General features: G+C 66.5%; 20 protein-coding genes. 8 read left to right on the top strand and 12 right to left on the bottom strand.

Going from position 1 to position 24,180, the window contains the following annotated elements; genetic code table 11:
* Nucleotides 1-14 precede the first annotated feature (14 nt).
* The 3 genes from G0D83_RS19720 (at nucleotide 15) to uvrA (ending at nucleotide 5,854) form a co-directional block, all read left to right on the top strand.
* Complete coding sequence (locus G0D83_RS19720) at nucleotides 15-1,658, top strand: alpha-glucosidase (RefSeq protein WP_164196459.1); 1,644 nt, start codon at nucleotides 15-17, stop codon at nucleotides 1,656-1,658.
* Nucleotides 1,659-1,693: 35 nt separating this feature from the next.
* Nucleotides 1,694-2,785 (top strand): ABC transporter ATP-binding protein, encoded by a 1,092-nt coding sequence (locus tag G0D83_RS19715; protein WP_108965444.1) that lies wholly within the window; start codon nucleotides 1,694-1,696, stop codon nucleotides 2,783-2,785.
* 186 nt (nucleotides 2,786-2,971) lie between these two features.
* A complete protein-coding gene (uvrA, locus tag G0D83_RS19710; protein WP_108965446.1) occupies nucleotides 2,972-5,854 on the top strand; it encodes an excinuclease ABC subunit UvrA in 2,883 nt (960 codons plus the stop codon).
* A 131-nt stretch (nucleotides 5,855-5,985) separates the two neighbouring features.
* Here uvrA and G0D83_RS19705 read toward each other — a convergent pair whose 3' ends face one another.
* Together G0D83_RS19705 and G0D83_RS19700 are read right to left on the bottom strand one after the other, a co-directional pair.
* Nucleotides 5,986-6,357 (bottom strand): excinuclease ABC subunit A, encoded by a 372-nt coding sequence (locus tag G0D83_RS19705; protein WP_164196458.1) that lies wholly within the window; start codon nucleotides 6,355-6,357, stop codon nucleotides 5,986-5,988.
* A gap of 103 nt (nucleotides 6,358-6,460) precedes the next feature.
* Nucleotides 6,461-7,261 (bottom strand): enoyl-CoA hydratase, encoded by an 801-nt coding sequence (locus tag G0D83_RS19700; protein ID WP_255455558.1) that lies wholly within the window; start codon nucleotides 7,259-7,261, stop codon nucleotides 6,461-6,463.
* A gap of 54 nt (nucleotides 7,262-7,315) precedes the next feature.
* Between G0D83_RS19700 and G0D83_RS19695 the strand changes: the two genes are divergently transcribed.
* Complete coding sequence (locus G0D83_RS19695) at nucleotides 7,316-7,738, top strand: PaaI family thioesterase (RefSeq protein ID WP_108965452.1); 423 nt, start codon at nucleotides 7,316-7,318, stop codon at nucleotides 7,736-7,738.
* 6 nt (nucleotides 7,739-7,744) lie between these two features.
* Here the strand turns inward: G0D83_RS19695 and G0D83_RS19690 are convergent, their stop codons facing one another.
* On the bottom strand, nucleotides 7,745-8,797 hold the full coding sequence (locus G0D83_RS19690; RefSeq protein WP_164196456.1) for an Ldh family oxidoreductase: 1,053 nt from the start codon (nucleotides 8,795-8,797) through the stop codon (nucleotides 7,745-7,747).
* 256 nt (nucleotides 8,798-9,053) lie between these two features.
* Between G0D83_RS19690 and G0D83_RS19685 the strand changes: the two genes are divergently transcribed.
* The 4 genes from G0D83_RS19685 (at nucleotide 9,054) to G0D83_RS19670 (ending at nucleotide 13,574) form a co-directional block, all read left to right on the top strand.
* Nucleotides 9,054-9,584 (top strand): CoxG family protein, encoded by a 531-nt coding sequence (locus G0D83_RS19685; RefSeq protein WP_164196455.1) that lies wholly within the window; start codon nucleotides 9,054-9,056, stop codon nucleotides 9,582-9,584.
* Nucleotides 9,585-9,642: 58 nt separating this feature from the next.
* A complete protein-coding gene (locus tag G0D83_RS19680; RefSeq protein ID WP_108965457.1) occupies nucleotides 9,643-10,128 on the top strand; it encodes a (2Fe-2S)-binding protein in 486 nt (161 codons plus the stop codon).
* Nucleotides 10,129-10,311: 183 nt separating this feature from the next.
* Nucleotides 10,312-12,672 (top strand): xanthine dehydrogenase family protein molybdopterin-binding subunit, encoded by a 2,361-nt coding sequence (locus G0D83_RS19675; protein ID WP_164196454.1) that lies wholly within the window; start codon nucleotides 10,312-10,314, stop codon nucleotides 12,670-12,672.
* 116 nt (nucleotides 12,673-12,788) lie between these two features.
* Entirely contained in the window at nucleotides 12,789-13,574 is a 786-nt protein-coding gene (locus tag G0D83_RS19670; RefSeq protein WP_164196453.1) for a xanthine dehydrogenase family protein subunit M, read from the top strand.
* 76 nt (nucleotides 13,575-13,650) lie between these two features.
* Here the strand turns inward: G0D83_RS19670 and G0D83_RS19665 are convergent, their stop codons facing one another.
* The 9 genes from G0D83_RS19665 to G0D83_RS19625 all read right to left on the bottom strand — a co-directional run bounded on the left by G0D83_RS19665 (nucleotide 13,651) and on the right by G0D83_RS19625 (nucleotide 24,166).
* Entirely contained in the window at nucleotides 13,651-15,096 is a 1,446-nt protein-coding gene (locus tag G0D83_RS19665) for a cobyric acid synthase (protein ID WP_164196452.1), read from the bottom strand.
* A gap of 111 nt (nucleotides 15,097-15,207) precedes the next feature.
* A complete protein-coding gene (locus tag G0D83_RS19660) occupies nucleotides 15,208-15,825 on the bottom strand; it encodes a YitT family protein (RefSeq protein WP_164196451.1) in 618 nt (205 codons plus the stop codon).
* A gap of 150 nt (nucleotides 15,826-15,975) precedes the next feature.
* Nucleotides 15,976-17,193 (bottom strand): NADP-dependent isocitrate dehydrogenase, encoded by a 1,218-nt coding sequence (locus tag G0D83_RS19655; protein WP_164196450.1) that lies wholly within the window; start codon nucleotides 17,191-17,193, stop codon nucleotides 15,976-15,978.
* Nucleotides 17,194-17,446: 253 nt separating this feature from the next.
* On the bottom strand, nucleotides 17,447-18,688 hold the full coding sequence (locus G0D83_RS19650; RefSeq protein ID WP_164196449.1) for a multidrug effflux MFS transporter: 1,242 nt from the start codon (nucleotides 18,686-18,688) through the stop codon (nucleotides 17,447-17,449).
* Between the two features lie 210 nt (nucleotides 18,689-18,898).
* Nucleotides 18,899-19,531, bottom strand: a complete 633-nt coding sequence (locus tag G0D83_RS19645; protein WP_164196448.1) for a DsbA family protein — start codon at nucleotides 19,529-19,531, stop codon at nucleotides 18,899-18,901.
* Nucleotides 19,532-19,745: 214 nt separating this feature from the next.
* Complete coding sequence (gene mmsB / locus G0D83_RS19640) at nucleotides 19,746-20,618, bottom strand: 3-hydroxyisobutyrate dehydrogenase (RefSeq protein ID WP_164196447.1); 873 nt, start codon at nucleotides 20,616-20,618, stop codon at nucleotides 19,746-19,748.
* Nucleotides 20,619-20,659: 41 nt separating this feature from the next.
* On the bottom strand, nucleotides 20,660-21,691 hold the full coding sequence (locus G0D83_RS19635) for an enoyl-CoA hydratase/isomerase family protein (protein ID WP_164196446.1): 1,032 nt from the start codon (nucleotides 21,689-21,691) through the stop codon (nucleotides 20,660-20,662).
* Entirely contained in the window at nucleotides 21,688-22,830 is a 1,143-nt protein-coding gene (locus G0D83_RS19630) for an acyl-CoA dehydrogenase family protein (protein ID WP_164196445.1), read from the bottom strand. Before G0D83_RS19630 ends, G0D83_RS19635 begins: the two co-directional genes overlap by 4 nt.
* 178 nt (nucleotides 22,831-23,008) lie before the next feature.
* Nucleotides 23,009-24,166: a glycosyltransferase gene (locus G0D83_RS19625; protein ID WP_164196444.1), complete on the bottom strand. Its 1,158-nt coding sequence runs from the start codon at nucleotides 24,164-24,166 to the stop codon at nucleotides 23,009-23,011.
* Nucleotides 24,167-24,180 lie beyond the last annotated feature (14 nt).

The raw sequence follows: 24,180 nt of genomic DNA, 5'->3' as shown, positions 1-24,180 counted from the left end.
GAAAGACCCAATACATGAGCAAGAACACCCTTCCCGTGCCCTCGACCGAAGACCGCGACTGGTGGCGCGGCGCGGTGATCTACCAAGTCTATCCGCGCAGTTTTCAGGACAGCAACGGCGACGGCGTGGGCGATCTGCTCGGCATCTCGCGCCGGTTGCCGCACATCGCCTCGATGGGGGTCGATGCGGTCTGGATCTCGCCCTTCTTCCGCTCGCCGATGAAGGACTTTGGCTATGACGTCAGCGACTATTGCGACGTCGATCCGATGTTCGGCAGCCTCGCGGATTTCGACGTGCTGATCGAGACCGCCCACAAGCTCGGCCTGAAGGTGCTGATCGACCTCGTGATGTCGCACAGCTCGGACCAGCATCCCTGGTTCCAGGAGAGCCGCAGCTCCAAAGACAACCTGCGCGCCAACTGGTACGTTTGGGCCGACGCCAAGCCCGACGGCACGCCGCCGAACAACTGGCTGTCGATCTTCGGCGGCTCCGCCTGGCAATGGGACACCACGCGCTGCCAGTACTACCTGCACAACTTCCTCACCTCGCAGCCCGACCTCAACTTCCACGAGCCCGAGGTGCAGAAGACGCTGCTCGACGTGGCGGAGTTCTGGCTCGACCGCGGGGTCAACGGCTTCCGGCTCGACACGGTGAACTTCTACGTGCATGACGCCAAGCTGCGCGACAACCCGGCGCTGCCGCCCGAGCGGCGCAACCCGATCACTGCCCCGGCGGTGAACCCCTACACCTGGCAGGAACATCTCTACGACAAGACCCAGCCCGAGAACCTCGAATTCCTCGCCAAGCTGCGCAAGCTCATGGACCGCTACAACGCCGCCGCCGTGGGCGAGATCGGCGAGGACCTGCGGGGCCTCGAGGTGCTGGGCGAATACACCTCGGGCAATGATCACCTGCAGATGTCCTACGCCTTCGAGCTGCTGTCGCAGCGCGCACCGACCGCCGCATACGTCAAGGAGGTGATGGACAAGGTCGCCGAGGTGGCGGGCGGCGGCTGGGCCTGCTGGGCCTTTTCCAACCACGACGTCGAGCGCCATGTCACGCGCTGGGGTATCGGCGCCGCAGGGGCACGGCTCTACACCACGCTGATGATGTGCTTGCGCGGCTCGGCCTGCATCTATCAGGGCGAGGAACTTGCTCTGCCCGAGGCGGTGCTGGCCTTCGAGGATCTGCAGGATCCCTATGGCATCAGGTTCTGGCCGGCCTTCAAGGGCCGCGACGGCTGCCGCACGCCGATGGTCTGGGAGCCTGATGCCCACCACGGCGGCTTTTCCGAGGGCAAGCCCTGGCTGCCGGTGAGCCACGAACACCTGCGGATGACCGTCGAGGACCAGGAGAAGGACCCGGCGGCGATCCTGCATCACTACCGCCGCGCGATCGCCTTCCGCCACGCCCATGCGGCGCTGAGCAAGGGCGAGATCACCGATCTCACGGCGACCGGCAACGTGCTCAGCTTCCGCCGGGTGGCCGACACTGAAGAGCTGTTCTGCGCCTTCAACATCGGTCCCGATCCGGCGGTGATCGACGCGCCGGCAGGCAAATGGCAGCAGGTCGGCGTCGAGCTCGGCTCGACCGGCACCGCGCCCGATGGCAAGTTCCACCTCGGGCCCTGGCAGCCCGCGCTGGCGTTGCGGATGTGATCGGCAGAAACGAAGGATAAGGGGAGGCGGAGACGATGGCAGACCTGAAACTCACCGATGTTGGCAAGGTGTACGGAGGCACCGTGGAGGTGCTGAAGAACATCGACCTGGATGTCACCGCAGGCGAGCTTGTCGTCTTCGTCGGCCCCTCGGGCTGCGGCAAGTCCACGCTGTTGCGGATGATTGCCGGGCTTGAGCGGATCACCGGCGGCACGCTCGAGATCGACGGCCAGGTGGTCAACGACGTGCCCCCAGCGCAGCGCGGCATCGCCATGGTGTTCCAGAGCTACGCGCTCTATCCGCATATGACCGTGCGCGACAACATGTCCTTCGCCCTGCAGATCGCCAAGAAGAGCAAGGCCGAGATCGCCGAGGCCGTCGAGCGCGCTGCGAAGATGCTGCAGCTCGAACCCTACCTCGACCGCCTGCCAAAGGCGCTCTCGGGTGGTCAGCGCCAGCGCGTCGCCATCGGCCGGGCCATCGTGCGAGATCCCAAGGTGTTCCTCTTCGACGAGCCGCTCTCGAACCTCGACGCGGCGCTGCGCGTGGCGACGCGGATCGAGATCGCCCAGCTCAAGGAGAAGCTGCCCGACCGCACGATGATCTACGTGACCCACGACCAGGTCGAGGCGATGACTCTGGCCGACCGCATCGTCGTCCTTGCCAACAAGGGCATCGCGCAGGTTGGCTCGCCGCTGGAACTTTACGAGACCCCCAACAGCGAGTTCGTGGCGCAGTTCATCGGCTCGCCGGCGATGAACATGCTGTCTGGCGAGGTCACCGGCACCGGCGCGCAGACCACCGTCAGGCTGCAGACCGGCGGCACCGCAGTCTCGGACGTGGCCACCCGCGAGTCGGACATGGGTCTTCAGGTGAACGTCGGCATCCGCCCCGAGGATTTCACCGAGGCAACGGCCACGCCGGTGTTCACTGGCAAGGTCGCGCTGACCGAGGCGCTCGGCGAGGTGACCCTGCTGCACTTCGAGCCGCAGCCCGGCTGCAAGGAGGCGGTGATCGCCAAGCTTCCTGGCATCCATCAAGGCTTGCGCGGCACCGAGGTCGGGCTGAGCGCCGATCCCGCGAAGGTGCATCTCTTCTCCGAAGGCATCTCGTTGCGCTACCGCTGAGCGGTGCAAGAGCCCTCTACGGCTCTTGCAACCCGCTTCGAAGAGAGACGCTCCCGCCCGGCGCGCGGATGAGGTATCGTGCAAAGGCGCATTCCCGCCCTGCATGTTCTTATTAAGTTCTCATTTACCCATTGCGATCCGGGGCGTTTGGCCTATGTGTAGGAGCGTTCCTTTCCCGAGGGTCTCATGCCAGAGCTGAAGCAGATCGAAGTGCGCGGCGCGCGCGAGCACAATCTCAAGAATATCGACGTCGACATCCCGCGCGACGAGCTGGTGGTGATCACCGGCCTGTCGGGGTCGGGCAAGTCCTCGCTCGCCTTCGACACCATCTACGCCGAGGGCCAGCGGCGGTATGTCGAGTCGCTCTCGGCCTACGCGCGGCAGTTCCTCGACATGATGGAAAAGCCCGATGTCGATCACATCGCGGGGCTCTCGCCGGCGATCTCCATCGAGCAGAAGACCACCTCGAAGAACCCGCGCTCGACTGTCGGCACGGTCACCGAAATCTACGACTACCTGCGCCTTCTCTTCGCCCGCGTCGGCACGCCCTACAGCCCCGCCACCGGCCTGCCCATCGAGGCGCAGCAGGTGCAGGACATGGTCGACCGCGTGATGGCGCTGGAGGAGGGGACGCGCGGCTACCTGCTCGCGCCGATCATCCGCGACCGCAAGGGCGAGTACCGCAAGGAATTCCTCGAGCTGCGCAAGCAGGGCTTCCAGCGGGTGAAGGTCGATGGGCAGTTCTACGAACTCGACGAGCCGCCGACGCTCGACAAGAAGTTCCGCCATGACATCGACGTTGTCGTCGACCGTATCGTCGTGCGCGAGGGGCTCGAGACGCGCCTTGCCGACAGCTTCCGAACCGCGCTCGATCTGGCCTCGGGCATCGCCGTTCTGGAAACCGCGCCGCGCGAAGGCGAGGGGGATCCCGAGCGGATCACCTTCTCGGAGAACTTCTCCTGTCCGGTCAGCGGCTTCACTATCTCCGAGATCGAACCGCGCCTGTTCTCCTTCAACGCCCCCGTGGGCGCCTGCCCGGAGTGCGACGGCCTCGGCGTCGAGCTCTTCTTCGACGAGCAGCTGGTGGTGCCCGATGTGACGCTGAAGGTCGCCGACGGCGCCATCGCGCCCTGGCGCAAGGGCAAGTCGCCCTATTTCCTGCAGACCATCGAGTCGATCGCCAAGCACTATGGCTTCAACAAGAACGCCCGCTGGAAGGACCTGCCGCAGAAGGTGCAGGACGTCTTCCTGCATGGCTCTGGCAAGGAAGAAATCCCCTTCCGCTATGACGAGGGCGGCCGCGTCTACCAGGTGACCCGTGCCTTCGAGGGCGTGATCCCCAACATGCAGCGCCGCTACCGCGAAACCGACAGCGCCTGGGTGCGCGAGGAATTCGAGCGTTACCAGAACAACCGCCCCTGCGGCGCCTGTGGCGGCTACCGCCTGCGGCCCGAAGCGCTGGCGGTAAAGATCGGTTCGGCCAAGAAGGACACGCTGCTGCACGTCGGCCAAGTGGTTCAGATGTCGATCCGCGAGGCGCACGACTGGATCGAGACCGTGCCCGAGGCGCTCTCGGGACAAAAGAACGAGATCGCCCGCGCCATCCTCAAGGAGATCCGCGAGCGGCTCGGCTTCCTCAACAACGTCGGCCTCGAATACCTGACCATGTCCCGCGCGGCGGGGACGCTCTCGGGCGGCGAGAGCCAGCGGATCCGGCTCGCGAGCCAGATCGGCTCCGGTCTCACCGGCGTACTCTATGTGCTCGACGAGCCCTCGATCGGCCTGCATCAGCGCGACAACGACCGGCTGATCGGCACGCTGAAGTCTCTGCGCGACCAGGGCAACACGGTCATTGTGGTCGAGCATGACGAGGACATGATCCGCCAGGCAGATTACGTCTTCGACATCGGCCCCGGCGCCGGGGTGCACGGCGGGCAGGTGGTCAGCAAGGGCACGCCGCAGATGATCTCGGACGATCCCGCCAGCCTCACCGGCCAGTACCTCGCCGGCACCCGCGAGATCGCGGTCCCGACGGAGCGGCGTAAGGGCAACGGCAAGATGCTCAAGGTGGTCAAGGCGACCGGCAACAACCTCAAGGAGGTGACCGCCGAGTTCCCATTGGGCAAGTTCGTCTGCGTCACCGGCGTTTCGGGGGGCGGCAAGTCGACGCTGACCATCGAGACGCTCTACAAGAACGCCGCCATGCGGCTCAACGGCGCACGAGAGACGCCGGCCCCCTGCGAGACGATCAAGGGCTTCGAGTATCTCGACAAGGTCATCGACATCGACCAGCGCCCGATCGGCCGCACGCCGCGTTCGAACCCAGCGACCTACACGGGTGCGTTTACCCCGATCCGCGACTGGTTCGCGGGCCTGCCCGAGGCCAAGGCGCGCGGCTACAAGCCCGGGCGCTTCAGCTTCAACGTCAAGGGCGGGCGCTGCGAGGCCTGCCAGGGCGACGGCGTCATCAAGATCGAGATGCACTTCCTGCCCGACGTCTACGTCGAATGCGAAACCTGCAAGGGCCAGCGCTACAACCGCGAAACGCTGGAGATCAAGTTCAAGGGCAAGAGCATTGCCGATGTGCTTGATATGACAGTGGAAGAGGCGCAGGAGTTCTTCCAGTCGGTGCCCTCGATCCGCGAGAAGATGGACGCGCTCATGCGGGTCGGGCTGAGCTACGTGAAGGTGGGGCAGCAGGCGACCACCCTGTCGGGCGGCGAGGCGCAGCGGGTGAAGCTGTCGAAGGAACTGGCGAAACGCTCGACGGGCCGCACGCTCTACATCCTTGACGAGCCGACCACGGGCCTGCACTTCGAGGATGTGCGCAAACTGCTCGAGGTGCTGCACGAGCTGGTCGAGCAAGGTAACACGGTGGTGGTGATCGAGCACAATCTCGACGTCATCAAGACCGCCGACCACATCATCGACATCGGCCCCGAGGGCGGTGACGGAGGCGGCGAAATCGTGGCCACGGGCACCCCCGAGGAGGTGGCCGAGGTTGGGCGCTCGCACACCGGGCATTACCTCAAGCCGATGCTGCGGACGGGCAGGGTCGCGGCGGAATAGGCGCGCGGAGCGCAGGGCGCGGCGATGCGTCCTTGAAATGAAATAAGGACCGGTCGCCGTTAGAAGCGCCGGTCCTTTTTACGTCGGTGTGGAAGGATCTAAAGCCGGGTGCGCGCCCCCTCGGCGCCGGCTTACTTCGCCAGTTGGGCGATCCCGCCGATGATGTCGAGCACGGCCCCGGTGTCCGGGTCGACGCGGTAGACGTAGTCGTCGACGTTGTAATAGGTTCGGTGCGGATCGAGCTGGTAGCGGCCCGGATCGCGGATCACGATGTAATTGTCGCGGATCCGCTCGCCGCGGTCATAGCGGTGGATGTGGATCGCGTCGTGGTCGCGGTCGCGATCACCATGGTGCTTGCCGATCTTCTTGTACTGGCCCGGCGGCATGCAGGCCGCGTTCTTCTTGGCAAGACCCGGTGGGCATCCTTTGGGGGCGGCGCTGGCGGCCATGGGGGCGGCGAGGGCGGCAGCCGAAAGGGCCGCGAGGGTGAGGGTACGCAACATGCTGCTCTCCTGTACGTGGTGCGCAGTTATACGCAGAGAACGCGCGCAGCCGCCGCATCGGTTCCGAAAAATCCCGCCCCGCCAGCGGGTTTCCGCCATGTCCTCAGGTGCTCCAGCCGGGCTTGCGCTTTTCCAGGAACGCCGTGATGCCCTCGTCGGTGTCGCGGTCGAGCATGTTCTCGACCATCACCTGGCCGGCCAGCGCATAGGCCGCGTTCAGCGGCAGCTCGGCCTGCGCGTAGAACGCCTCCTTGCCGATCCTCACCGCGTGCGGCAGCTTCGAGGCGACGCTTTCCGCCAGCGCCTGCGTCGCGGCGGGCAGCTCGGCCTCGGGGACAACGCGGTTGACGAGCCCCAGGGTCTGCGCCTCGGCGGCGGGAATGAACCGGCCCGTGGTGAGCATCTCGAAGGCCTGCTTGCGCGGCAGGTTGCGGCTCAGCGCCACCATGGGCGTCGAGCAAAAGAGCCCGATGTTGACCCCGTTGACGGCGAAGCGCGCATCTTCGGCAGCCACGGCCATGTCGCAGCTCGCGACCAACTGGCAGCCGGCGGCGGCGGCGATGCCGTGCACCTGCGCGATGACGGGCTGGGGCAGGCGGGAGAGGCCTGTCATCACCCGTGCGCAGCGCTCGAAGAGATCGGCGAAATAGGCGGCTCCCTCGTCCTCGGCCTGCCGTCCGGCCTGCATTTCGCGCAGGTCGTGCCCGGCGCAGAAGACCTTGCCCGCGCCCGAGATGACCACCGCGCGGATTGTCTCGTCCTGACCAAGCGCATCGATCTGCGCCTGCAAAGCCGCCAGCATCGCGTCCGACAGCGGGTTCAGCCGCTCCGGCGCGTTCAGCCGCAGGTGGGCCACCGGCCCGGTGTCGTGACGTTCCAGAATTGCCATCTTGTTCTCCTCCATCCTCGCGGGCAGCCTAGCCAGCGGAGAAGAGGGACGAAAGAGGCGGGAGGTCGCATGGCGCTGCAGTTCACCATTCCGGAGATGACCGGGTTCCTGAGGGAGGTCTTTCCGCAGATCGAGGGCATGTTCGCCATCGACCGCATGGACGAGGAGATGCTCGTGATGCGGCTGATCGTGGACGAGCAGCACCTGCGGCCCGGCGGCACGGTCTCGGGGCCGTCGATGTTCGCTCTGGCGGATGTGGCGGCCTACGTGGCGACCATGGCGCGGATCGGGCGCGAGGCGCTCACGGTGACCACCCATTGCTCGATCGATTTCATGCGCAAGCCCGAGGCAGGGCGGGATCTGCTGGCCGAGGCGCGGGTGCTGAAGCTGGGTCGCAGCCTCAGCGTGACCGACGTGCTGCTCTACTCAGAGCACTCGGACGATCCGGTCGCCCACGCCTCGCTGACCTACGCCATTCCGCCGAGGCGCTGAGGCCTCTCAGCGCGGCTCGGGAAAGGCCAGACCGGCCTCCGCGGCGCAGGCGCGGATGCGGGTGAGCACCTCGTCGGGCAAGGCGATGCCGTCGCGGCGCGCCCTGTCGGCCGCGACCGCCGCGCGGTCGCCGGGGATGCGCACCGGGCGCGCCTCGTCGATCGGGCGGCTGGCGCGGCAGGCCTCGCTCAGATGTTCGACCTGTGCCACGAACGCCTCGCGACCGCCAAAGGCCGCGGGGTCCATCACCTGCAGGAAGACATTTGCTCCCCAGCGGGTCGGGGACTCGACCCGGCCATGGCCGGCGAGCGCCTGGGTCAGCATCTCGACCATCAGGCCCATGGCAAAGCCCTTGTGGCCATGATCCGCCCCGCCCACCGGCAGGATCGAGCCCTTTGGGGTCTGGTTGATGACCGTGGGGTCGGTGGTGGCGTGGCCGTCTCCGTCCAGCATCCAGGGGTGGGCGAACTCGGTGCCGGAATTGATGTGCTCACGCACCTTCGACAGCGTGGTGATCGAGGCGCAGGTGTCGATGAGCACCGGGTGGTCCTTGCCGGGATAGCCCACCGCCCAGGGGTTTGGGGTGAGCAGCGGCTCGCAGCCGCCGTAGGGGGCGACCCATTGGCCCGAGGGATCGGAGGTGGCGATATAGCACACGTAGCCCTTTTCGGCGGCGATCCGGGTCAGCGCCGAGAGGCAGCCGATGTGATGGCTGCGGCGGATCGCCATGGCGGCCATGCCGTACTCGGCGGCGCGCGTCATGCAGGTCTGCAGCGCTTGGGTCATCACCCAGTGGCCGGGCAGGTAGTTGCCGTCCCAGAGCAGGCAAACCCCTTTGTCGGAGAGCACCTCATGCGTGCCCTCCTTGGTCATCAGGTCCTTGGCCAGCTCGGGCAGGTAGTAGGAGACCATCGAGATGCCATGGGTGGTGACGCCGATCTCGTCAGTCTGGATCAGCAGTTCGGCGACGGTCTCGGCCTTGTCGGGCGGCAGGCCGGCGCCAGCCAGCAGGTCTCGGGCGAGGGCGAAGAGGGCGGTGCGGTCATAGGTCTGGGTCATAGGTGTCTTGTCGTGCGGGTCTGACGCAGCGTCAATCTCCCAATTGCGACCGGCACGATTTTTCTCGCGACTGCGGAGGCATGCCCGACCGGCGCCACCTCACACGGGGGTTGCGAAGTTGTGCAATCGGCGCGATCCTCCGCTCGGAACACGCAATGCCGCGACCGGGCATGGAGGGGGACCGGCTGCGCCTTTGGTCTGATGGGCGCGGCCTACCTTCCTGTTGGTCTGGGAGCCGCAAGAGAGGACATAGACCATGCAGATGAGCGATACCCGGGTGATCAAGGCCCCGCGCGAGGTGGTTTGGGCCGCGATCCTGAATCCCGAGGTGCTTAAGGCCTGCGTGCCCGGCTGCACAGAGCTGACCGGCACCCCCGAAGAGGGCTTCGAGGCGACAGTGGTCCAGAAAGTCGGCCCGGTGAAGGCCACCTTCAAGGGCACGGTGACCCTGTCGAATATGACCGAACCCGAGGCGGTGACCCTCACGGGCGAGGGCAAGGGCGGCGCCGCGGGCTTCGCCAAGGGCGGGGCGGACGTGTGCTTTGCCGAGGTCGATGAGGGCACCGAGCTCAGCTACGATGTCGACGCCAAGGTCGGCGGCAAGCTGGCGCAGCTCGGCAGCCGGATCATCGACGGCTTCGCCAAGAAGATGGCCGACCAGTTCTTCACCAACCTGCAGGACGCGGTCGAGGGCCCGAGCGACGCCGAGGCTGCGCCAGAGGCCGAAGGCGCGGCCGGTGAAGAGGGCAAGAAGAAAGGCTGGTTCAAGCGGATGGTCTCGGGCTGACGCCCGTGCCACAGTGCAACCAACCGAAAACCGATCAGTCATCCCAGGGAGGGAACGTATGACCAAGGTAACGATGACGGTGAACGGCAAAGCTGTCAGCAAGGAGGTCAGGGGCAACATGCTCATGACCGAGTTCCTGCGCGACGAGCTGCATCTGACCGGCACCCATGTCGGGTGTGACACCTCGCAATGCGGCGCCTGCAATATCCACGTCAACGGCGAGACCGTGAAGGGCTGCACCATATTCGCCGCCGAATGCGACGGCGCCGAGGTGGGCACCATCGAGGGGCAGGCCAATGCCGACGGCTCGCTGAATGTGATCCAGCAGGCCTTCCAGGACCACCACGGTCTGCAGTGCGGCTTCTGCACGCCGGGCATGGTGATGTCGGCGGCAACGCTGCTGAGGGATAATCCCAAGCCCACCGAGGCCGAGATCCGTCACTACCTCGAGGGCAACATCTGCCGCTGCACCGGCTACCACAACATCGTCAAGGCGATCATGGCGGCCAGCGGGCAGGACGTGAGCACCATCGCCGCCGAGTGAGCGCGGCGGTGCGGGCCCTGAGGTGGCCCGGCACATCCACGAAGATCTGCGAATGATCCGATGGCGGTTGGGAGGCCGCCCGCGGAACAGGGAGGACCGGCGGAGAGCGAATCCCGCCGGGTGGAGAGTTCGAGGCGGGCCGGGCGCGGCCCATGCCCGCCGGCATATCAGGGAGGAGACCCCATGCCGAAGGATCATGGCATCGGAGCGGCCCAGAAGCGGCGTGAAGACGTGCGCTTCCTGACCGGAGCCGGGAAATATACCGACGACATCAACGTCTACGGGCAGACCTACTGCCACTTCCTGCGCTCGGACGTGGCGCATGGCAAGATCACCAGCCTCGACACCAGCGCCGCCGAGGCGATGCCTGGCGTGGTGCGGATCTTCACCGGGAAGGATTTCGAGGGCATCGGCGGGCTGCCCTGCGGCTGGCAGGTGACCGACAAGAACGGCGATCCGATGAAGGAGCCGCCACATCCGGTGCTCGCGCAGGGCAAGGTCCGCCACGTCGGCGATCCGATCTGCGCGGTGATCGCCGAGACCCTCGACCAGGCCCGCGACGCCGCCGAGGCGATCGAGCTGGAAATCGAGGAACTGCCCGCCGTGGTCGACATGCGCGCGGCGCTCGAGAGCGGCTCGGCAAAGGTGCACGACGATCTGGCGGACAACCTCTGCTACGACTGGCAGTTTGGCTCGGACCAGGCGGCGGTGGATGCGGCCTTCGCCGAAGCCGCCCATGTGACGACGCTGGAGCTGGTGAACAACCGCCTCGTGGCCAACCCGATGGAGCCGCGCGTCGCGGTGGCCGAATACGCCCGCGCCAACGACGAGAGCACGCTCTACACCACGTCGCAGAACCCGCATGTGATCCGCCTGCTGATGGGCGCCTTCGTGCTGGGCATCCCCGAGCACAAGCTGCGGGTGGTCGCCCCCGACGTGGGGGGCGGCTTCGGCACCAAGATCTTCCATTATGCCGAGGAGGCCTTCGTCACCTTCGCCGCGCGGCAGATCAACCGGCCGGTCAAATGGACTGCGACCCGCTCCGAGGCGTTCATGTCCGACGCGCATGGCCGCGATCACGTCACCAAGATCGAGCTGGCGCTGGATGCCGAGAACAATTTCACAGGCATCCGCACCGACACGCTGGCCAACATGGGGGCGTACCTGTCGACCTTCGCCAGCTCGGTGCCGACTTGGCTGCACGGCACGCTGATGGCCGGCAACTACAAGACCCCGGCGATCCAGGTGAACGTGAAGGCGGTCTTCACCAACACCGTGCCGGTCGACGCCTATCGCGGCGCGGGCCGCCCCGAGGCGACCTTCCAGCTCGAGCGGCTGGTGGACAAGGCGGCGCGCGAACTGGGTGTCGATCCGATCAAGCTGCGGCGGCAGAACTTCATCGACAGCTTCCCCTATGCGACCCCGGTGGCGGTGGAATACGACACCGGCAACTACGTCGCGACCATGGACAAGATGGAAGAGATGATCGACATCCCCGGCTTCGCCGCGCGCCGTGCCGAGAGCGAGGCGAAGGGCAAGCTGCGGGGCCTTGGCGTGAACTGTTACATCGAGGCCTGCGGCATCGCGCCGTCAAACCTCGTAGGCCAACTCGGCGCGCGGGCAGGGCTCTATGACGCGGCGACGGTGCGGGTGAACGCCACCGGCTCGATCTCGGTCATGGTCGGCGCGCACAGCCACGGGCAAGGACATGAGACCGCCTTCCCGCAGGTGGTCGCCGACATGCTCGGCATCGACGAGAGCATGATCGACATCGTCCATGGCGATACGTCGAAAATTCCCTTTGGCATGGGCACTTACGGCTCGCGCAGCCTTGCGGTCTGCGGGTCGGCCATGGTCCGCGCCACAGAGAAGATCATCAACAAGGCCAAGAAGATCGCGGCTCATCTGATGGAGGCCTCGGAGGGCGACATTGAGCTCAAGGACGGCATGTTCACCGTCGCGGGCACCGACAAGTCGGTGGCCTGGGGCGATGTCACGCTGGCCGCCTACGTGCCGCACAACTACCCGCTCACCGAAATCGAGCCCGGGCTGGAAGAGACCGCCTTCTACGATCCGGCGAACTTCACCTATCCTGCCGGCGCCTATGCCTGCGAGGTGGAGGTCGACCCCGAGACCGGCAAGGTCACCATCGAGCGTTTTGCCGCCGCCGATGATTTCGGCAATGTGGTCAATCCGATGATCGTCGAGGGCCAGGTGCATGGCGGTCTCGCGCAGGGGATCGGACAGGCGCTCCTCGAGAACTGCGTCTACGACGCCGACGGCCAACTGCTGTCGGCCAGCTACATGGATTACGCCATGCCGCGGGCCGGCGACGTGCCGTTCTACATGGTGGACCACAGCTGCGCGACTCCCTGCACCCACAACCCGCTGGGGGTGAAAGGCTGCGGCGAGGCCGGGGCCATCGGCTCGCCGCCCGCGGTGGTAAACGCGGTGCTCGACGCGCTGAACCATGCGGGGCATGACGTAACGCATATCGACATGCCCGTTTCACCGCACCGAGTCTGGAAGGCGATGCAGGGATGACCCTTTGCCCCGGCGCAGGTGCTTGCATCTTGCGCTGGGGAGGGCGAGTATTCGACGAAATATGAAGGGGATGAGGGGCGCCGAACCGCCCCGGACCCTTCCGCAGGAGGACGACGATGTACAGCTTTGACGTTGTAAGACCCAAGAGCGTGGCGGATGCCGTGGCCGCGCTCGGAAAGGAAGAGGCTCAGGCGCTCGGGGGCGGGCAGACGCTGATCCCCTCGCTGAAGCAGCGGCTCGCGGCCCCCTCCGTTCTGGTGAGCCTTGCCGCCATAGACGAGATCAAGGGCGTGTCGCAAGAGGGCGGCACCGTGACGATCGGCGGCGGCACCACCCATGGCACCGTGGCACGCGAGGTGGCCTCGAGCTACCCGGCGCTGGCGGCCATGGCGGGCAATATCGGTGACCCTGCGGTGCGCAATCGTGGCACGGTCGGCGGCAGCCTTGCCAACAACGACCCGGCGGCCTGCTACCCGGCGGCGGCGCTGGCCTCGGGCGCGACGGTCGTGACCAGCAATCGCGAGATTGCGGCGGACGACTTCTTCGAGGGGCTGTTCACCACTGCCCTCGAGGAGGGAGAGATCATCACCGCGGTCAGGTTCCCGATCCCCGAGAAGGCTGCCTATATCAAGTTCGAGCAGCCTGCATCGCGCTTTGCGCTGGTGGGTGTGTTCGTCGCCAAGTTCGCGGATAGTGTGCGCGTGGCGGTAACCGGCGCCTCGGAAGACGGCGTGTTCCGCTGGACCGAGGCCGAGGCGGCGCTTTCGGGCGACTTCTCTGCCGCGGCGCTCGAGGGGCTTGCGGTGCCGGCCGACGGGCTGATGAACGACCTGCACGGCTCGGCGTCCTATCGTGCCCACCTGATCGGCGTGCTCACCAAGCGGGCCGTCGCGCAGGCGTAACCACGCGCGAGGATCACGTCAGGCGTCCTCCGGCAAGCCCGGGGGGCGGTTTCTCGGTATAACGGCGGCGCACTGGCTACCGCGCCAGCGCCAGCAGCCCCTCGACGTCAAGATGCGCGTCCATGTGCTCCGCCAGCGCGTCGAGCACGCCGTCGACCTTTGCCTCGTACCGGACATCGCTGCGCGCCACACCAAGACCTTCGAGCCAGGCGCTGCGGAAGGCGTCATCGGCGAAGAGCCCATGCAGGTAGCTGCCGCTGATCCGCCCGTCCTGCGAGATCGCGCCATCGGGGGATCCGTCGATGATGGCAAAGGGGCGGGTGCAATCAGGGCCCTCGGTGCGGCCAATGTGGATCTCGTATCCCTCCAGCGACAGGCCGCTGGCGGCATGACGCGCGCGCACACGGCTGAGGCGTTTGTCGGCGGTCATCACCGTGTCCACCTCCAGCAAGCCAAGGCCCGGATCGCTGCCTGCCGGCCCCTCGATGCCCTCGGGGTCCGAGATGCTGCGGCCAAGCATCTGGTAGCCGCCGCAGATCCCCAGCACATGCCCTCCGCGCCGCACATGCGCGGCAAGATCGACGTCCCAGCCCTGCGCCCGCAAGAAGGCGAGATCGCCGCGGGTCGACTTGCTGCCCGGCAGGATCACCAGGTCCGTGTCGCCGGGGATCACCTCGCCCGGGCCGATCATCGACAGGGAAACGCCCGGCTCCTGCGCCAGCGGGTCGAGGTCGTCAAAGTTGGCGATGCGCGAAAGCGCGAGACAGACCACCTTGAGTCCATGGTCACGCGACCGGCGCGGCAGGTCGAGCGCGTCCTCGGCAGGCAGGAGGTGGGCCTCGCGGAACCATGGCAGCACGCCGAATCCGCGCCATCGCGTGGTTTGTTCGATCAGGGCGTAGCCATCATCGAAAAGACGAGGATCGCCGCGGAACTTATTGATCAGGAAGCCTTTCACCAGCGCCGCATCCTCGGGGTCGACGACCGCCTGCGTGCCCACCACCTGCGCGATCACACCGCCGCGGTCGATGTCGCCGGCCAGCACCACGGGCACGTCCGCGGCCCGGGCAAAGCCCATGTTGGCGATGTCGCGGGCGCGCAGGTTGACCTCGGCGGGGCTGCCCGCGCCTTCGACCAGCACCAGATCATGCGCGGCCTTCAACCGCTCGAAACTCTCGAGCACGCCCGCCATGAGACGCTCGCGCAGCCCGCCGTAGTCACGCGCCTGCGTGGTGGCGATGCGCTTGCCCTGCAGGATCACCTGCGCACCCATGTCGGTTTCGGGCTTCAGCAGTACAGGGTTCATGTCGGTCACCGGCTCGATCCCGCAGGCCCGCGCCTGCAGCGCCTGCGCCCGGCCGATCTCGCCGCCATCCGCGGTGACTGCGGCGTTGTTCGACATGTTCTGCGGCTTGAAGGGCGCGACCTTGATCCCGCGGCGCAGCGCGGCGCGGCAGAGCCCCGCGACCAGCATCGACTTGCCGACGTTCGAGCCGGTGCCCTGCAACATCAAAGCGGGCATGGGTTGCCTCCGTCGCAGCGGGGAAGGTCAGTGAAAATCATGGTGCCTGCCGTCCTGTATCGGCACCTGTCATGCCATCGCGCCGGCCCGGGGACCAGCGGCAATGCGGGCTCAGGAGCGGGCGATGTAGCGGTCGCGTCGATGGTTTATCGCGATCAGCGCGTTGAGGATGACGGCCCCCAGCAACGACCAGAGGACCTGCATCGGCGCGAAGAAGAGGAAAGACGACGCAAAGACCAGCAGGTCGAAGCCGAGCTGGGTCCAGCCCGCCTTGATCCCCCGCGTGTCCTGCAACCAGAGCGCCACGATGCCGACGCCGCCCAGCGTCGCGCCGTGACGGAACAGCGAGAGCAGGCCGATCCCGGCGCAAACCCCGAAGAGCGCGGCGGCCAGCGGCGGCGCGACCTCGACGTGCAGGCCAAGCGGGAGCAGGTCCACCATGCTCGACATCAGCGCCACCGAGATGAAGCTCTTGACGGTGAACCGCCAGCCGAGCTGCTTGACCGCCAGGACGTAGAAGGGCGCGTTCAGGAGGAAGAACAGCAGGCCGAAGCGGATGCCCGTGGGCTCGCCCAAAACCAGTGCCAGGCCGGCGATCTGCCCGGTGAACAGTCCCGAAGCGCGCAGGAACTGGATCCCAAGGGCGACCAGCGTGGTGCCTACGAGGATGCCGTGGACGTCTTCCCACAGCGTATGGCGATCAGGAGGGGGGCTGTCGAGTAGGAGCATGGGGCAGAGATGCTGACCTTTATGCGTCAGGTCAAGAGGGCATTCGCTGCAGCGCAGCGTCATCGGCGCGCTGTGCCCGAAAAAGAGGCGGACGCAAAACGGGCCGATCCCTTAGGACCGGCCCGAAGTTCATGAACTTGCAAACCTGGTTCAGGCCGCGCCAAGCGCCTTGTTGAGGTTCTCGTCGACCTTCTCGAGGAAGCCCATGGTGGTGAGCCACTTTTGATCCGGTCCCACGAGCAGCGCGAGGTCCTTGGTCATCCCGCCCGATTCCACGGTCTGCACGACCACCTTCTCGAGCGTCTCTGCGAAGGTCATCAGCTGCGCGTTGGCATCGAGCTTGGCGCGGTGCTTGAGACCGCCGGTCCAGGCGAAGATCGACGCGATGGAGTTGGTCGAGGTCGCCTGGCCCGCCTGGTGCTGACGGTAGTGGCGGGTGACGGTGCCATGCGCCGCCTCGGCTTCGACGATCTTGCCATCGGGGGTCATCAACTGCGAGGTCATCAGCCCGAGCGAGCCGAAGCCCTGCGCCACGGTGTCCGACTGCACGTCGCCATCGTAGTTCTTGCAGGCCCAGACGAAGCCGCCGTTCCACTTCATGGCGCAGGCCACCATGTCGTCGATCAGCCGGTGCTCGTACCAGATCTTCTTCTTCTTGAACTCGGCCTCGAACTCCTCTTCGTAGACCTTCTGGAAGAGGTCCTTGAAGCGGCCGTCATAGGCCTTGAGGATGGTGTTCTTGGTCGACAGGTACACCGGCCAGCCCATCATCAGCCCGTAGTTGAACGAGGCGCGGGCGAAGTCGATGATCGAGCTGTCGAGGTTGTACATCGCTTGGTAAACGCCGGCGGAGGGAGCCTGGTAGACCTCCTTCTCGATCACCGTGCCATCCTCGCCGACGAATTTCATCGTCAGCGTCCCGGCGCCGGGGAAGGTGAAATCGGTGGCCTTGTACTGGTCGCCGAAGGCGTGGCGGCCGATGACGATGGGCCGCGTCCAGCCCGGCACCAGGCGCGGCACGTTGCGGCAGATGATCGGCTGGCGGAACACCACGCCGCCGAGGATGTTGCGGATCGTGCCATTGGGCGAGCGCCACATCTTCTTGAGGCCGAATTCCTCGACCCGCGCCTCGTCCGGGGTGATCGTGGCGCATTTCACCGCGACGCCGATCTCGCGCGTTTTCTCTGCCGCGTCGATGGTGATCTGGTCCTCGGTGCGGTCACGCTCCTCGATGCCGAGATCGTAGTAGAGCAGATCGACGTCGAGGTAGGGCAGGATAAGTTTCTTCTTGATGAAGTCCCAGATGATCCGGGTCATCTCGTCCCCGTCCATTTCGACGATGGGGTTCTCGACCTTGATCTTCGACATGGGTGTCCCTTTCGCTGGCTGAGTCGGCTGCGCCGCATGTAGCGCGTTTCCCGTGGCGGGGAAAGGTTTGTATGCAACCGTATACCGCGACGTCGCTCAATTCATCGTATTTCCGTCGTGCGTTGAGCGAGATCGAAAGCCATCGCCGCATATGCAGGCGTCATGAAACAGAAAGCTGAGAATTCACGACCGCGCTTCTGCTGGCCTTCGTGCTCTGTAACCACTTCGGCGCCGCACCCGAGGGGGCGCTGGCTCAGCTGTCCGCGCGTGCCTCGAGCCGCTTGAGCCGCAGCATCAGCAGGAAGGCCAGGCTGACCTCGACGAAGACACCACAGGCCAGCGGCAGCGGGGTGCCGTCGAACATCAACCCCACCGGCACAGCGAGCCCCACGGCAACCACCGTCGAGAGCGCCCCGAGCAGCGAAGAGGCGATACCCGCAATATGTCCTACCGGCTCCATCGCGATCGCATTCACATTGCCCATGGTCATCCCCATCATGAAAAACACCGAGACCTGCCAGACAAGGAAGACCGCAAAGCCGAGGGGGTCGGTGAGCCCGCTTGCGAAGATCAGCGTCGCGATTGCCGACAGGATGATCTGCATCAGCAGCACCGCGGTCACGATGCGCCGCATCCCCAAGCGCCCCACGAGCTTGGCGTTGATGAAGCTGGCCGAGGCCGAAAGCACCGCCGCCCCGCCAAACCAGAGCGGGAAATAGGCGCCCTGACCGTAGCTTATGTCATAGATCTGCTGCACCGAGGAGATCATCGAGAACATGCAGGCCGCCACCAGCGCCTGCACGCCAATCGACACCTGCACCACCGGGTGCGCCATCAATTCCCTGATCGCAGACCAGAGCGTACCGGCCCGAAACGGCCGGCGGCGCTCGCGCGGGAGCGTCTCCGGCAGGCGAACCGACATCCACAGGGCGATGATCGAGGCAAAGACAACGAAGGCGAGAAAGACCCCGCGCCAGCCGGCCACGGCGATGATCAGCGTCCCGATGCTCGGGGCGACGGCGGGAAACAGGGTGAAGACCATCATCACGAAGGACATGATCTGCGCCATGCCCCGCCCGGCGTAGACGTCGCGCACAATGGCCAGCGCCACGACCCGCGGCCCGGCAGCGCCGAGACCCTGAAGCATGCGCGCGGCCAGAACCAGCTCCAGCGTGTCCTCCCCGGCGGCAAGCAGGGCCGCGACGATATAGACGGCGATGCCGCCAAGGATGACCGGTTTGCGGCCAAACGTGTCGGACAGCGGCCCGGTGAACAGCGTGCCGATCCCCATGCCGAACACGAAACTTGTCACCACCAATTGCGCCCGGTTGAGATCGTCGGGCGTCAGTTCTTCACCGATCTGCGGCAGGGCGGGCAGCATCGCGTCGACGGAAAAGGCGATGGTCGCGAACATGGCCGCAAGCAAGGCGATGAATTCGAAGCGGCCAGGGCCCTTGGGTACGCTGGGCGCGGCTGCGGGGTCAGAAGAGGTCATGGTCAGCAAGGTCTCGACAGAAAACCCCCGCGGCCCCGGAGGACGCGAGGGATGGGGGAGGTGAGGGGCGTTTCAGTGTGACCTAGCGGCAAATGCAGGTCTGCGGAACCCGCCGCGTACCCCGAGCGCCGCACAGCGTAAGCGCGCCTCGCGCACAGGCCCAAACCGGGGGCGTAAACCTGAGCAGTCCGCGCTCGGCCGTGGGCCGGCTCATGCCTGGGCGCGGATTTCCTCGATCACCTTCAGCCAGAGCTCGGTGGGCTGAGCGCCAGGTACCGCGTGCTGACCGGCCACAACGAAGGTCGGCACCGCCTGCACGCCCATGCCGCGCGCCGAACTGTCCATCTCCTGGATCTCACGCCGGTCAGCGTCGGAGGCCAGCAGCCGCTGAACGACCGAGCCGTCCATGCCGGAGCTGTCGGCGACATCCGCCAGAACCTCGGCCTCGCCAATGTCACGCCCTTCGACGAAATAGGCCCGGAAAAGCGAGGAAACCACCGCGGTTTGCACGCCTTCGACTCCCGCCCAATGGATCAGCCGGTGCGCGTCCAGCGTCGAGGGCGTGGTCGCGATCTTGTCGAGGTGGATCTCGAGCCCGGCCTCCGCGGCCCGTTCAGCGATCGGCATATAGGCCTGCACCGCCCCCTCCTTGCCGCCGAATTTCGCCTCGAGATAGGCGCGGCGATCCATGCCACCGGCGGGCATCTCGGGATTCAGCATGAAGGGCCGCCAGCGGATGGTGAACGGGTGGTCCGGCTGCGCCAGCAGCGCGCGATCCAGAAGGCCCTTTCCAATGTAGCACCAGGGGCAGATCGGGTCAGAGAAGATATCGAGCGTGGTCATCAAAAGTCCGTCCTTTGCCGCCTCATAGCAGGCAGGACGCGGCTTGGCGACAGGCACCAGCCGAGAAATGTCGCATTTCGCATATCCCCGAAACACCGTGATCTCGCCCGGCCACCCCTCAAAACGCGCGCTTTGGCAGCGTCCTCTGGGCGCAAATTTTCCCCGGGGGAGTGGCCGCAGCTGGAGGGAGCAGCGCCCCCTCTGGCGCGGCGTCTCAGCCGCGCCCCCGGGCCTCGAACCGCGGCAGCATGGCCGAGAAGTCGCGGCCGCGCCCGTCCTCGTTTTCGACGAAGGCCCGGTAGAGCTCCAGCGCCCGCGCGCCCATGGGCGTGTCGGCATCCGCCGCCTCGGCCGCCTGCTGCGACAAGCCAAGGTCCTTGAGCATCAGTTCGGCGGCGAAACCGGGCTTGTAGCCATTGTCCGCGGGCGATTGCGGGCCAACCCCGGGGGCCGGGCAGTAGGCGTTCATCGACCAGCTGTAGCCCGAGGAGGTCGAGACCACGTCGAACATCGCCTCGCGCGACAGTCCCAGCTTGTCGGCCAGTGCAAAGGCTTCGCAAGTGGCGATCATCGTCACCCCGAGGATCATGTTGTTGCAGATCTTTGCCGCCTGTCCGTTGCCCGAGGGGCCGCAGTGCACGGCCTTCTGCCCCATGATGTCAAAGAGCGGCTTGGCGGTGGCAAAGGCCTCCTCCGAGCCGCCGACCATGAAGGTGAGCGTGCCCGCCGCCGCGCCGCCGATGCCGCCCGAGACGGGCGCGTCGAGGGCGCCCAGCCCGGCAGCCCGCGCCTGCTCTGCCACCGCGCGGGCGCTCTCCACGTCCACTGTCGAGCAATCGAGCAGCACCGCGCCCGGCGCCATCGCGGGCAGGATCTCCTCCGCGACGCTGCGAAGGATCGCGCCATTGGGCAGCATGGTGATCACCACCTCGGCACCCGAGGCCGCCTCTGCCGCCGAATTTGCCTGCACGGCGCCGGGGACAGACACCCCCGCCACGTCGAAGCCGGTCAATTCGTGGCCCGCCGCGATCAGGTTCGCGGCCATGGGCGCGCCCATGTTGCCGAGCCCGATGAAGCCGATTTTCATGTCTCTCTCCTCCAAAAACTCCGGTGCCCGATGCCCAAGGCTCAAAGCGCCAGCTCGTCCTCTCCCAGTGGTGCCAGCAGCGCCGCGACCCGCTCCTGTGGCACACCGTCCAGCGACAGGCTCCAGTGCGGCGTGCGATCCTTGTCGATCAGCTGCGCGCGCACCCCTTCGAGGAAATCGCCCTGCTGCATGATCCGATGCGCGACGCGGTACTCCTGCGCCAGCGCGGCCGTGATGTCCTCGGGCGCCGGGCCGAGCCGGTCCAGCATCGCCAGTGTCGTCGCCATCGAGAGCGGCGAATTGCGCCGAACCTGCTTGAGCGCCGCCTGCGCCAGATCGCTCTCGGACGAGGCCAGCGCCGCCTCGATCGCGGTCAGCTCGCCCGAGGCGTAAAGCGCGTCGATCTCGTCCTGCGCCTGCGCCATCGGGCTGGCCGGGGCAGGGCGCGCGACCTCCTCGAGCGCCGAGATCTCGCCGGTCTCGATCAGCCGCTCCTTGACCAGCGGCCAGCGCTCCTCGGGCACGAAGACGTCGGCAAAGTCCGCGTGGATCGCATCCCCGGGCCCCATGCGCGCGGCCGTCAGCGCCAGATGCGCGCCGAGCCTGCCCGGTGCCCGCGCCAGCAGGAACGAGCCGCCCACGTCCGGCACGAAGCCGATGCCGCATTCAGGCATGGCGACCTGCGCACTCTCGCCGACCACCCGGTGCGAACAATGCCCGCCGAGCCCGACACCGCCGCCCATGACGAATCCATGGAGGAAGGCGACGATGGGCTTGGGATAGGCGGCGAGCTTGGCGTTCATCCGGTATTCGTCGGACCAGAAGCGGCGGCCAAAATCCAGATCGCCGTCGAGCCCGCGCCGATACATCTCGGCGATGTCGCCGCCGGCGCAGAAGGCGCGCTCTCCTGTCGCGTCGAGGATCACCAGCGCCACCTCCGGGTCCTCGGCCCAGGCGTCGAGCGCCTTCTCGGCCTCGAGGCACATCTCCCAGCTGAGCGCGTTCAGCGCCTTTGGACGGGTGAGGGTGATATGGCCGGCGCGGCCGGTCTTGCGGGTCAGGATCTCGGTCATCGGCTTCCGATCAGGCTGCGCGCGGTGATCATGCGCATGATTTCATTGGTTCCCTCGAGGATCTGATGCACCCGCAGGTCGCGCACCAGCTTCTCGATCCCGTAATCCGCAAGGTAGCCGTAGCCGCCGTGCAACTGCAGGCACTGGTCGACCACCTTGGAGCCTGCCTCGGTGACGAACTTCTTGGCCATGGCGCAGAACTTGGTGGCGTCGGGCGCGCCGGTGTCGAGCTTCCAGGCCGCCTGCCGCAGGAAGACCCGCGCGGCCTGCAGCTCGATTTCCATATCGGCAAGGCGGAACTGCAGCGCTTGGAACTGGTCGATGCTGGTGCCGAAGGCCTTGCGCTCTGCCATGTAGCCCAGCGTCGCGTCCAGCGCCGCCTGCGCCGCGCCGAGCGAGCAGGCCGAGATATTGAGCCGCCCGCCGTCAAGCCCGGCCATGGCATAGCGAAATCCCTTGCCCTCCTCGCCGAGAAGGTTGCCGAGCGGCACCTCGCAGTCGTCGAACTGCACCTGCCGCGTCGGTTGGCTCTTCCAGCCCATCTTGTCCTCGAGCCCGCCGAAGCTGAGCCCGGGGGTGCCGTCCTCGACGAGGATCGCCGAGATGCCCTTGGGCCCATCCTCGCCGGTGCGGCACATGACCAGATAGGCGTCCGAATAGCCGCCGCCCGAGATGAAGGCCTTGGTGCCGGTCAGCCGGTAGCTGTCGTTGCTCTTCTCGGCCCTTGTGCGCAGCGCCGCGGCATCCGAACCCGATCCCGGCTCCGTCAGGCAGTAGGACAGCACCGTCTCCATGGTCAGCGCCCCCGGCAGCACCCGCGCCTTCAGCGCGTCGGAGCCATAGGCGTCGATCATCTTGGCGCACATGTTGTGGATCGACAGGAAGGCCGCCACCGAGGGGCAGGCCATGCTGAGCGCCTCGAAGACCAGCGTGGCGTCGAGCCGGGTCAGCCCCGCGCCGCCGCTTTCCTCGGATACGTAGAGCCCGCCAAAGCCCAGTTCCGCCAGCTTTGGCCACAGATCGCGCGGGATCGTGCCCGCCGCCTCCCAGTCGCGGGCAAAGGGCGCGATATGCTCCTGCCCGAAAGCCCTGGCCATATCGAAGATCGCCTGCTGCTCCTCGCTCGGTGCAAACTCCATGGGGCCTCCCTTTCCCGATGGTACCGGGGCCTCCCAACCCCGGAAATGAACGCTTGTTCAGAACATGGCGGGAATCGCGGCGCGATGCAAGCCGCCCGCCCACGCCACTTTGGCGCATCTTGTCCTGGCTCCGAATGTCCCGGGAGAGGGGCGCGCAGCGCTTCGGCACACGCCGCCGTCAGCCGGCCTCGCGCAGCGCCACCACCCGGCGGATCTCGTCCTCGACCTTGCGCAGCAGAACCGCGTTGTCGAACTTCGCCTCGGCGGTCGCCCGGGCGGCACGGGACATGGCGGCACGGTCGGGCAGGTCGAGCACCTTAGCGATGGCGCCGGCAAACCCGTCCTCATCCCATTCGGGCACGAGAAAGCCGGTCTCGCCCTCGGTCACCGCCTCGGGGATCCCCGCGTGCAGGGTCGAGACGGTGATGCAGCCCGCCGCAAGCGCCTCTTGGATGGCCGTGGGCAGACCCTCGGTGTTGCCGTTCTTGTCGGTGATCGAATGCTGCAGGAAGGTTTCCGTGGTCAGCAGGTGCGCACGCACGGCGTCATGCGGCAAGGCGCCGGTGAAAGTGACCTGACCCGCTATGCCGAGTTCGGCGGCCAGCGCCTTACAGGGCCCAAGCAGCGGCCCGTCCCCGATGAACGTCAGATGCGCCTCGCGGCCCTTCGCGGCGGTGGCAAAGGCGTGCAAAGTGATCTGCGGCGCCTTCTTTTCGACCATGCGGCCCACGGCAAGGCAGCTGCCCGGCAGCTTCTCGCCCGGGACGAAGCGACGCACGTCGACCCCCGAGGGCACGACGTGGGAATTGGGGTGGGTGACACCGTGCCTGGCGAGGTTGTCGAGCAGGAACTGCGAGACCGAGAACACGCCATCGAGCCGCGGCATCATCTTGCGGTAACTCTTGACCCTTTGCGGCGAGGTCAGCGCGCGCGAGGCATCGGTGCCACGGAAATAGGTGAAGACCGGCAGGTTCATCTCGTTGGCCAGCTTGGCCACCACCAGCGCCTGGGTGCCGAATTCGGCGAGGATGACTTCGACGCGCTGCTCGTGCAGCCATGCCATCAGCCGGGTGCGGTTGGCGCCGAAGGGCAGGCGGCCGGTGCCCTCGGTCAGCGAGTTCCAGCCCATCGCAACGGGGGCGATCACCTTATCCGAGAGCGACAGCTTGGCTCGGCGCTCGAACAGCGGCTTGTCGTAGGGGTTCTTGCCGTTGAACCGGCCGCAGAGCACCACCGTGTCGCCGCCGAAAATGTGCTCGATGTGGCGGTTGATAAAGGTCTCGCCCGGCACGTGGTAGTCGGAGGTGACGATGCAGGTCTTGAACTGGCGGCTCATGCGGGATCTCCCGG

The organism is Salipiger sp. PrR003, from assembly GCF_010500785.1.
Classification (GTDB): domain Bacteria; phylum Pseudomonadota; class Alphaproteobacteria; order Rhodobacterales; family Rhodobacteraceae; genus Salipiger; species Salipiger pacificus_A.
Note: the sequence above shows the minus strand (reverse complement) of the source record. Positions and strands in the feature narration are given on the sequence as shown.